The sequence below is a fragment of the Streptomyces cyaneochromogenes genome, assembly GCF_003963535.1.
Lineage (GTDB): Bacteria > Actinomycetota > Actinomycetes > Streptomycetales > Streptomycetaceae > Streptomyces > Streptomyces shaanxiensis.
In genome coordinates this window covers 10557471-10568627 of record NZ_CP034539.1, presented here as the reverse complement: position 1 = coordinate 10568627, position 11157 = coordinate 10557471, and the positions used below count along the sequence as shown (strand labels likewise).

Genomic DNA, 11157 nt, shown 5'->3' with positions numbered 1-11157 from the left:
CCGTAGGTCTTCACCATTTGAGGCTCCTCAAATCGCAAACGTAAGTCGGGATATCCGCCCCGAATGGGAGCGCTCCCGACTGCTGACTTCTTGAAGCTAACACAGGGAGACCTTGTTGTTACAGAGGAAATTCGCTGTGGCGAAGATCACCCATTACCGATGATTACTTGCGTCACGCCTGGCGCATGCACGCATTCCGGAGTTTAGAGTTCCGCTTAATTTCGCATTCCGGGAAGTCTCCTGCGATACGATGCGTGTCGTGACGACATACCAGGCTCACCCCATCGTGGTGCGAACCGCCATCGAAAAGGACATTCCGAATCTCGTCGAATGTGCTGCCGCGCTCTTTGCAGAGGACGCCGGCAGCCGCGACTCGGCTATTAACACCAACTGGCCGCGCGAATACGGGCCGGACCGCTTCGCCACCGGTCTGCACGATCCGGATCGGCTCATCCTCACCGCTGACAGCCAGAACGGAAGCGCTGTCGCCTACCTGACTGGCACCCTCGCCCAGCCCTCGCCCATGACCACCTTCCCCATCGCCACCCTCACTGCCATGTGGGTGAGTCCCGACCATCGCGGGTCTGGCGTCGGTGCCCAACTCGTCGAGCAGTTCCTCACTTGGGCCAAGGAGCGTGGGGCTGAGCGCGCGGAAGTCACGGCCTACGTCGCCAACGAGGGAGCCCGTCGCTTCTATGCGCGCCACGGCTTCACCGACCACGCCACAACGGCCGCTCGCCCCCTGTAGACAACGCGCCTGCGGAAGCGGCCTTACCGCGGCCCCGGCACAGGAAGAAGTCGCGGGCGGGCGGTTGCGGTGCGCAGAACCCGGCCCCCATCTCCTGTAAGTGGCCAGCCGAGAGAGGGGATGCAAGGGCTGCTATGCGGCCCTGTTCACACCGATCCCAGGGGCGCGGAAGCCCTCTCGGGGCCCCGACAGGTTCTGAGAGGGCTTCTTGCTTGCGGAAAGCTTTGAAGGCCCTGCCCTGCCGGGTGATGGCCCTGGCGGTATTCGGGTAGATTGCGCGGCCTGCCCCGGCGTATCGCACCACGGTCAACGGGACTCCGTCTGGGGTGCGAGGATCACTACTGCGCCCGCACTGCACTGATTTCAGCCAGGCAGCAAGATCGTGACCGAAAAAGGCCTTTTGAGATCCGAAGGGCCTGGGCGACGTTTAGTGGCTACAACAGGCCGTTCCTACATCCACAGAACTATGTCCTGAAACCGATTCCCTCGAATGGCCGAAAGTACGCTGCCCGCGAGTGAGGAGTCTGGTGGCAAATCTGCCCAAAATTGCCCAGGCAAGCAAACCCGCTGCACCGGAAGACCCGATGAATGATGCATCGATGACCACCGGCCGAATGCCTTCCGCGTCGGCTTCTGAAGTGGTGCTGAATATCGTCGAAGAGGTCCTACGGGCAGGCACAGTGACTTTGGACGACGGTTTCTACGACTTCGGAGGGACCTCACTTCAGGCCATGCGGATCTGCGTCCGGATCGAGAAGACACTTGCTGTCGTGATCAAGCCTGAGGTCCTTCTCGACAGCGATTGCCTCGGTGACTTCGCGCGATCGGTGGCTGAGCTCAAGGACGCGTGATGACAAACCCCGTGCTGATCCACGAGGGGGTAGCGTGTCGGGCTGCGATGAAGCCTGGGGCAACAGCGGTGATCAGTGGTGTGGAACGGCTCAGCTACGCTGAACTTGATGCAGACGCTGGCAAGGTGGCGCACGCGCTGCGAGAGCGGGGAGTGGCCCGAGGAAGCATCGTTCCTGTGATCCTGCCGCGCTCGGCCCAGTTGATCACCGTGCTGCTCGGAGTGCTTAAGTGCGGCGCAGCCTACGCGGCGATGGACCCGAGCTGGCCGGACCAGCGAGTCCACGCCCTGCTGGAGGCGCTCAACCCCCCGGTACTGGTGGCCACGGCGCCGTCATCGACGCACACCGCCGTGCCTGTCTGGTCGCCCCCCGCCACCTGGCCGGCTTCCGCGACCGGCGCGGCTCCCCTGTCCGGCATCAGCGGCGCCGATCCGGCCACTGTATTCTTCACGTCGGGCACTTCTGGCACATCCAAGGCGGTGCTCTCCCCGCACCGGGCGACGACCCGCCTGTTCCGGGAGCACACCGACTGGTGGCCAGTAGGCGGGGTGATCGCCCAAGTGGCGCCAGCGTCCTGGGACGCCTTCTCACTCGAGGTCTGGGGCACGCTGCTGACCGGCGGTACCTGCGTGGTGCACCCCTCGGGCCACCTTCTTCCAGGAGGGCTGCGCACGCTGGTGGGCACGGCGCGGGTCGACACAGTCTTCCTTACCACGTCGCTGTTCAACTTCCTTGTGGAGGAGGACGTGGACTCCTTTAGGGGGCTGCGCCGTGTCCTCGTAGGGGGCGAGAGACTCTCAGCCACCCACGTCCGCACCTGCCTGGAAAGGCATCCGCTGCTCAGAGTCAGCAACTGCTACGGGCCTGTCGAAAACTGTGTGTTCGCTTCCGTCCACGCAATCGACCGAGAAGACTGTGATCTCACAGGCGGCATACCGCTGGGGCGCGCCGTTCCCGGTACCGGGATCCACGTGCTGCGGGGCGGCCAGCCGGCCGGGCCCGGAGAGACCGGCGAAATATGCCTGTCCGGGGACGGGCTGGCGCTGGGGTACCTGACAGATCCGCAGTTGACTGCCCAGAAGTTCCCCACCGTGCGAGTCGAAGGAGTCGCACGGCGCATCTACCGCACAGGCGACCTCGGCTGGCTGGACCAGGACGGCCTTCTGCACTTCAGTGGACGCGGCGACCGCCAGATCAAGGTGGCTGGCCACCGGGTGGAACCGGCGGAGATCGAGGCGGCTGGCCGGGCTGTTCACGGGGTGCGGGAATGCACGGTGCTGCCCGTAACCGACAGCGGTGGGAGCGTGGTCCGCCTGGCCATGTTCTACGTGCCTGCGCTGCCGACCGTGCCAGGCGAGCAAGGCGCCGCTTCCCCAGCGGCCGTTCGGAAGGCTCTGTCGGCGCGACTGCCCCGATATCTGGTCCCGCACCTGCTCCGGCCGTGCGCGTCCTTCCCCCTCACAACGCATGGAAAGGTCGACTCTGCGGCGCTACTGGCATCTTTGCCCTCCTCACCACGTCCTCGCACCGGCCCATGAGCAAGGAGAAGTCCGTGATCCCGCCTGGCTCCGTCCGCAGGCAGACGAGCGCAGACGTACCGTCGCTGTATCCGATGTCGTATGAGCAGGAGGGGATCTGGCTCGTCGACCAAATCGGCGACGGACCCTCCAGCTACGTGGAGGCGTGGGCACACCACCTGCGCGGTGCAATCGACGTCCCTTCCGTGCAGGACGCTCTGGACGGCATCGTGCGTCGGCACGAGTCCCTGCGCAGTCGGCTCCACATGATCGATGGACAACCGCTGCAGGAGATCGTGCCCCCACGCCCCGTCCCGCTCGCCCGCCGGCAGGTCACCGCAACCGGGCTGCGGGAAGCCGTGCGGACGGCGGTCTCAGGACCAGTGGCACTGGAGCAGCCTCCGCTGTTACGCGCGACCCTGCTCGAACTGGGCAAGGAGGAAGCGGTGCTGGCCGTGGCCGTCCACCATGCGGCGGTAGACGGCTGGTCTCTCCAACTCCTCGACGAGGAGTTCAGCGAGCTGTACCGGGCAGCCGTCGGGGGAACCACTGCGACGCTGCCCGAGCTGCCGTTGCCATTCAGGGCGTACGCGCAGCAGCAGCGTGCGCGGCACACCGATGGGATGGCCTACTGGCGTAAGGTCCTCGCCGACGCCCCCCTTGAGTCCACCTTTCCGCCCGACCGGCCCCGTCCGGACATGCTCAGCCGCCGCGGCGCGGTAGTCGACTTCACCGTGGACCGCGAGATCACCAAGCGGCTGCACCGGCTGTGCCGTGAACTCAAGGCCTCCCCCTATACGGTACTGGCGGCCGCCGTCACTGCCCTGCTCAGCAGGCACAGCGGTCAACAGAACGTGGTTTTGGGTGCACCGGTCTCGCGTCGTGAGGGGCCCGAGCTGGAATCGATGATCGCCTGCCTCGCCGAGGTCCTTCCCCTGCGCCAACCGGTACGGCCCGAGGAGCCGTTCAGGGAACTGGCACTCGGGACGAAGCAGAGGATCCGTTCCGCCGTCGCCCATCGGGACATCCCTTACACCCGGTTGGTCTCTGAAGCGGGCGTGCCACGCGTACCTTCCCGCTCCTCTCTGTTCCAAGTGGTACTGACGGTGGACGACGGGCCACCGCCCGGCCTGTCTCTGCCGGGTGTGTCGGCACAGCGGCTGTATCCGCATGCGGGCACAGCAAAGTTCGACGTCTTCTTCCATCTCACTCCCGAGAACGGAGCGCTGCGAGGACGCCTGGAGTACGCGACAGACCTGTTCTCGGCACGAACCGCCGAAGAGCTGACCCTTCGATTTCGTGCACTGCTCGCTGACGCGGTCACTCACCCCGACCAGACGGTGGCCCAACTGGCGATGCTCTCCCAGGCGGACCACGATCGGGTCGTGGGATCCTGGGCCGCGGGACCGGAGCCGGAACCTGATCCGCCCGTTGCCCACGAGGCATTCCGCCTGGCGGCCGGCCGAACCCCCGATGCAACTGCCGTGCTGCACGGGGAGGACGGGTGGAGCTACGCGGAGCTCGACGCGGCAAGTACCGCGCTGGCGGAGCAACTGGTTGCCGCCGGGCATGGGCAAAGCAGGGTAGCCATTCTGCTGGAGCGCTCCCTTGGGCTGCCGCTGGCCGTGCTGGCCGTACTCAAGGCCGGCGGCTGCTGCGTGGCGGTCGACCCCGGATATCCAGCGGAGCGCGTCGCCCTCATCCTGCACGACAGTGCAGCCGGGACCGTGCTGACCACCCGGAACCTCCAGCACCTGGTGACCGGTCAACCCGCTGTCCAGACGCTGCTCCTGGACGAAGCCCCGTCGACGCATGCCCGGGCCACATCAGACGACACGTTCCCCACACTGCCTGAAGTGACCGGGCACGACCCCGCTTACCTGATCTACACCTCAGGTTCCACTGGCCGGCCGAAGGGGGTGGTGATGCCGCACCGGGCGCTGGCCGGCCTGATCAGCTGGCAACAGCACCGGACCAGCACGACACGGGGTTCACGGACGGCTCAGCTCGCCCCACTCAGCTTTGACGTCGCCTTCCAGGAGTTGTTCGCCACCTGGGCCGGCGGCGGAACGCTGGTCCTGGTCGACGAGGACGTCCGACGAGACCCCACGCGGCTGCTTGGCTTCGTCACGGAGCAGTCCATCGAGCGGCTCTTCCTCCCGTTCGTGGCCCTGCAGCAGCTGGCGGACTGCGCGGCGGCGGACGGATGGCGCTGCGCCAGCCTCCGAGAGGTGGTGACCGCAGGCGAACAGTTGTTCATCACCCCCGCAGTCAGACGGTTCTTCACACAGAGCACCAGTGCCGTGCTCGACAACCAGTACGGCCCCTCCGAGACCCATGTCGTCACCGCCGAACTGCTTTCCGGCGATCCCGCGGCTTGGCCGGAACGGCCGCCCATCGGACGGCCGGTGCCCGGCGCCAAGATTCTTGTTTTGGACGGACAGCTGCGCCCGGTGCCCCCTGGCACGCCGGGTGAGATCTGCATCGGCGGGACCGGTCTCGCCCTCGGCTATCACGGACAGCCGGCAGCGACCGCACAGAAGTTCGTAGCTGACCCCTGGGCTGCCGCACCCGCCCGGCTGTACCGCAGCGGTGATTTCGGTCGGTTCCTGCCGGACGGCCGGATCGAGTTCCTCGGACGCAGGGATGAGCAGGTGAAGATCCGTGGTGTCCGGGTGGAGCTCGGCGAAGTCGAAGCCGCTGTCAAAGGGCTGCCGGGTGTGGCCGACGCCGTGGTGACCGCCGGTACGTCGCAGGCCGGTGACAGGCGCCTGGTCGTGCACTACCTATCCGCCAGCGGAACCGCGCTTCTGGCGGCGGACCTGCGTGCCCAGCTCGGCCTGCGGCTGCCCTCTCACCTGATCCCCGCGCATTACGTGCCGCTGTCTGCGTTGCCGCTCACCGCGAGCGGCAAGGTCGACCGGTCACGGCTGCCAGAACCAGAGGAAACGGGCACGGCGACGCAGCCTCGGCGGCCGATGAGCGACGCAGAACGCCGGGTCGCCACGCTGTGGTGCGAGGTACTCGGCACGAACGAGATCGGACCGGACGAGGACTTCTTCGCGCTGGGCGGGGACTCGCTGCTCGCCGTACGGCTACTTCTGAAAGTGCGTGAGGACTGGGGGATCCGCCTCGGCCTAGGGGCGATGTTCGCCGCACCCACCATCGCCCGCATGGCGACGGTTCTTACCAACGGCGCCGCAGAGACGGCTCCCGGTACGAACACAGACGCTGAACTGGCTCCCGACATCATCGCGCAGGGCACCGGCAAGCGGGCAACGGGCCCTGCCCGATACGTCTTCCTCACCGGGGCCACCGGCTTCCTGGGCAGCCATCTCCTGCATGACCTGCTGGCCCACACCAAAGCGGTTGTGTACTGCCTGGTGCGCTCACCCGATGAGGAGTCTGCGCAGCAGCGGCTGCGCACAACCCTCGCCCACTTCGGGCTGTGGGACGAGGCGTTCGCGCAGCGGCTGATCGCCGTCCCGGGTGATCTGTCGCTCGAGCGACTGGGTTTGCCTCCAACGGACTTCGATGCCCTTGCCCGGCAGGTCGACGCTGTCTATCACACTGGCGCCTGTGTCAACCTTGCGCTCTCCTACGAGCAACTGAAGGACACCAATGTACGCGGCACCGCGGAAGTACTGCGCCTGGCCGTTCAGCACCACACCGTCCCCCTTCACCACGTTTCCACGGTGGGCGTCTACGCGAACGCTGATGGACGTGGCGCCATCCGGCCGGACGATCCGCTGCCCCCGGACGGCACGTTGAGCAACGGCTACGCACAGAGCAAATGGGCGGCCGAGGTGCTGCTGCGGCAGGCCCGTCAGCGCGGTTTACCCGTGTCGATCTATCGGCCCACTCGAATCACCGGGGCTGCCGTCGGCGGACTCGGGCCAACTACCGACTACCTGTGGCTCCTGCTCAAGGGGTGCGTCGACGTAGGCATGGTGCCCAACGACACCGAAGAGATCTTCGACCTGGTGCCGGTCGACTACGTCAGCCGCGCCGTGCTGGAACTCTCGCGGCAGGACGCTTCTGGCAATTTCCACGTGACAAGCGAGCGCTTCCTGCGGCTGACCGAGGCGGCCAAGTACCTGCGCGCGCTGGGCTACCGGATTTCCGAAGTACCGCTGGCGAAGTGGCGTCAGGCCGTCGAGGGTGAACCGACCAATGCCGCCTACCCGTTACTGACCCTGCTACCCGCAGACGTGGGTTCCTCAGGCGGTGATACTCCGTGTGTCTTCGATGCGCACGCGACGCGAAACGCTCTAGCCGACAGGGGGATTCACTGTCCGATCGTGGATGAGGAACTCTTCGCCGGGTATGTGCGGGCATACGTCCGGAGCGGCTTCCTGCCGCCGCCCGGACAGATCCAGGGTGGGTGAGTGCGAGTACGCGCGATGGAGGGCATGGTGTCCTGCCGTCCGGCGATCGTGAGGTTGGTACTGACCGCAGCTATCTCCCAGCGGCCCGACCCGCAAGGGGCCGTCGACGAGATGGGTGATCAGGGTGTCGGTGTGGTCGACGACCTCGAGCGGGTCTGTGGGCTTGGCCTGCTTCCCAGCCAACGATGTCTGCCTTCGCCGGAGAGACCGGCCTGGCCGGAGCCGTCGCCTGCCTGCAGCAATCCCTCGACGAGGGCTCACTTCAGGCAGGCGACGAGCTGACAACCGCCCTGCGCCTGTACGAACGCTACGCCCAGGGATGACGGCCTGAGTTCTGACGACACGCTGCCGGTGCGTGGTAAGGACCGTGGGATGCCGGCAGCCCACCCATCAACCACCAGGGGGTGCATGACGCCCACAGCACCGGCTGGCATGTTGAGCTGCCGACCGTACTGATGAGTGCACAACCCGCCGCCCCGGACATCTGGTGCCCACGTTGGCTGGGACACGAGGGCGAGTCAGAGTTGGCCTCGCTGCAGCGACCTCAGTCGAAGCCGAGCACGGCTCGAGACAACTGCCATTCCTGTACCGCCCACACCCACCGCCCTGTAGACGTCCTCACCAAGCCTGTGGTGGCCTCATCCAACAGGACGCGGTCACCACAGCAGCACTGAGACCTCAAACCCAGTGGAGCCACACGTCTCTGACCAGCGCAAACTCGGCGCCCGCTATAGCGGTCTGCACGAGAATGACATGGCCATTCGTCGTTCATGTTCGTGCCAGTTGAGCACCATCCGTCAGTGCCGATCACGAGGTCAGAAGGCCCGATCCACTGACACTCAGACGACGATGTTCAACTGACACTCCCCTGCAGACCTGCAGCCCGGACACTGCGTGCTGCTGCTCACCGCCCGTCAGAAGGCGGGGGAAACCGTCCTGCGGTGCGTGTGGCGGCTCACCGCCCGGGGCTACCGCTGGAACGGCGCTGCCCTGACCCGCTTCGGCCAGAAATTGTCCGAGGGCATCGCGTGGCTCGCCCTCGGGGACCTGGTGGTCGCCGAGGCGCCCACCGCCCGCACACGGCCGACGGCGCCGGACCTGTCTATGTCGGTCTACGGCAAGCTGGACGCGTCGCCGGTGACTGCGGAGGTCGTCTCTGCCTCGATCGCCACCACTCCGGCAGGCGAGGTCCCCGTCATGCTGCGCCCGTGGATCAAGGCAACCGTCCCCGTGACTCTGTATCCGTCGCGGTCCGTCGGGAGCGACTACTTCGGCGCTGACTGCCTGCTCGCCCCCGCAGGCGACCACGCCGCTCTCGACGCGGAACCGGGTCCTGTCGGTGCTCCCCGCCGGCTATCTCGCGTCGAACGCCTGCCACCTCGAAGATCTCGCCGAGTACGCTGTCGCGGAGGGCCGCAGCCCGCGGAGGGGGCCGCGTTCGCCCGTTGGGTGATCTCGTCGGAGATCCTGACGTTCGGGGTGTACAACGCGGCGTACGAGTGCTGGGAGCGGTCGCTCACCTGCACCATGACCGCTGCCAAGGCGGTGCTCATGTACACGCGGATGAATGGTGCGGCGCTGGGTCTGGAGTGCGGTTGCGGGCGGCGTCATCGGGGTTGGCCGTGGGAGCGCACTACGGTGTGGGACGACGAGGAGCGCCGTTACCGCAGCTTCGGCGAGGTCGACATGGACCGGGCCGGCGGCCTGATCGCCGCGCGCGGGTAACGGGTCACGGGCGAGTGGTCGACCGGTGACGTTGTCCGCCGGGTGGCCGTCGAGCCGAACGCCGCGCCGTCCGGCCCGGGAACGGCCGAAGCGTGGGAGTCCGAGGGCGGAGCCTGCCCCGGCATGGAGCCGCTGCGCGGCCCGGAGCCTGGCCCGGCGGCCATCACCGTTCCGCAGGAGCACGGAAGACGCCTCCTGACCCGCTGCCCGGGCCGGGCCGACGGGTTCGGCCCGGGCAGCCCGCCCCCCTCTCTCGCTGTGCGCCGCCGCCCGGAAGGCCTCGCCATGCTCCGCTCCGAACTCCGCCTGAATGCCCCGTTGTTTGTCGCTCAGTCCGCCGTTAGCAACCACACCGGCCTCATCGCCCGGGCTGGGCTCGCCATGCCGGCCGCGCCCTTCGGTACCCCTGCCTGGCAGCTTCCCGCCCTGGTCTCCTACCTCCAGCGCCTCCACCAGGACGACGAGGACCCCTCCCCCGAACTGTGGCGCGCCCACACCGAACGCCCCATCGGCCCCGTTCCCCGGCCGCACATCCGCTACCAGGGAGACGGCCTGCACGATGCGGACGCGGTGTGCGTGCTCGACATCCAGCTCGGCCCGCGCGACAAGGAGACCGGCTGGCTTCCCGCCGACCTCGCCGTCATCGAACAGGAGGAGGGCGCCTGCCCCTTCGGGCGCGTCACACGCCGCCACGGCGTGGAGGCGATCGCCGCGTACGCCGCCGAGGAGCTCACCGCCGAGCACGCCCGGCTCATGGACCGTGCCCGCCGGCACCCGGACTCGTACTTCCTGCGCCTCGCCGACCTGGCGCAGCGCGCCGCCGACTGGGCCGACAAGGTCCATGCCGCTCACGCCGGCTCCTCTGCACACGCAGGCCCCGCTCGTAAGCTCTGCGCGGCCAGAACGCGTAGCCCTCCAGAAACCGGTACAGCGGTGGTCCCAGAGCACTCATGACCAATCCAAGGAGGACCGCGGCGACGAGGAACGCGGACGTGCTGTTGCCCATCGGCGGCCATTTGTCCAGGGGACCGGGTCCCTTGAGACTCGGCGCGACGGCGAAGATGAAGACGGCGAGGTTGAGGCCGGTGGGCAGAATCCATCCGACAAGCAGTCCCCAGCCGCCGCCCAGCACGCCCTTGGCGATGTCTCCCGTCGCTATCCCCGTGGCCAGTCATCGTCGGGATGGAGTGGAGGGCCCGGAGGCCGGCCCGCTTTGAATTGATCGCCGAAAGCCCTGTGCGTGTCCCCGCCCCTGGGCGTGGGCCTGGGTGGGGGATGTGGGATCGGCGGGGCCGACGGTGGTCTGATCAACTCTGGGACGGCTCGTCGTAGTTCTTCGAGGTCGTCGCCGTTGGAAACGGTCATCTCTTGGTCGGAGGGAAGCCGCACGACGATCTCGATATCGGCCGCCAGCTGAGTCCGCAGCCACGCTCCCAGTGTTCCGATCAGTCGCTCGCTGGTCGCACCCGGCCGCAGCTCGATGACCAGAGCCCGGTTGCGTGCCTGGTCAGGTGTGCCAGCCCGTTGCGGATCCCCGTCCCAGGCCTGGTCGTCGAGCGTGACGGTGCCGTGTTTCTGCCTTCAGACCAGCCGAACCACCGCTGCAAGTCGGGCAGGGCAGTGTCCGCGGCATCGGCGGGAACAACAGTGATCAAGAATTTCATGCGCTTCCCCCGAACCCTTCTTGGCCTCAAGCAGCGTAGGGCAGCGTTGCTCTCGCGCGGCGATTGTGGCGTGCGGTGTTCTTAGGCCGCAGCAGCAGGTTCGTGCAGCATCACGGGCGCAGGCGGTTTCACATCCTTCAGCCGCCGCGAATCAACAAACAGCAGACTCACGGGTATGGCTTTGACAGCGGTTTGTGGTTCCACTTGGCAATCAGGGCTGGGACCACCCGTGTTGGCGGCCGGGTGAGGTGAGGAAGTTTTGGC

General features: G+C 67.1%; 7 protein-coding genes. All 7 read left to right on the top strand.

Annotation, left to right across the window (positions count from 1 at the left end; translation table 11 throughout):
- Window positions 1-259 precede the first annotated feature (259 nt).
- The 7 genes from EJ357_RS47535 to EJ357_RS47510 all read left to right on the top strand — a co-directional run bounded on the left by EJ357_RS47535 (window position 260) and on the right by EJ357_RS47510 (window position 10183).
- Window positions 260-748: a GNAT family N-acetyltransferase gene (locus EJ357_RS47535; protein WP_228472866.1), complete on the top strand. Its 489-nt coding sequence runs from the start codon at window positions 260-262 to the stop codon at window positions 746-748.
- 527 nt (window positions 749-1275) lie between these two features.
- Window positions 1276-1599: an acyl carrier protein gene (locus EJ357_RS47530; protein WP_126387516.1), complete on the top strand. Its 324-nt coding sequence runs from the start codon at window positions 1276-1278 to the stop codon at window positions 1597-1599.
- Complete coding sequence (locus tag EJ357_RS47525; protein ID WP_126387518.1) at window positions 1599-3137, top strand: amino acid adenylation domain-containing protein; 1539 nt, start codon at window positions 1599-1601, stop codon at window positions 3135-3137. Before EJ357_RS47530 ends, EJ357_RS47525 begins: the two co-directional genes overlap by 1 nt.
- Window positions 3134-7504 (top strand): non-ribosomal peptide synthetase, encoded by a 4371-nt coding sequence (locus EJ357_RS47520; protein WP_126387520.1) that lies wholly within the window; start codon window positions 3134-3136, stop codon window positions 7502-7504. The genes EJ357_RS47525 and EJ357_RS47520 overlap by 4 nt, the downstream gene beginning before the upstream one ends.
- Window positions 7505-7689: 185 nt before the next feature.
- On the top strand, window positions 7690-7827 hold the full coding sequence (locus EJ357_RS48810; protein ID WP_175647243.1) for a hypothetical protein: 138 nt from the start codon (window positions 7690-7692) through the stop codon (window positions 7825-7827).
- Window positions 7828-8398: 571 nt separating this feature from the next.
- Entirely contained in the window at window positions 8399-9229 is an 831-nt protein-coding gene (locus tag EJ357_RS47515; protein WP_126387522.1) for a hypothetical protein, read from the top strand.
- A gap of 42 nt (window positions 9230-9271) precedes the next feature.
- Window positions 9272-10183 (top strand): hypothetical protein, encoded by a 912-nt coding sequence (locus tag EJ357_RS47510; RefSeq protein ID WP_126387524.1) that lies wholly within the window; start codon window positions 9272-9274, stop codon window positions 10181-10183.
- The last annotated feature ends 974 nt before the right edge of the window (window positions 10184-11157 follow it).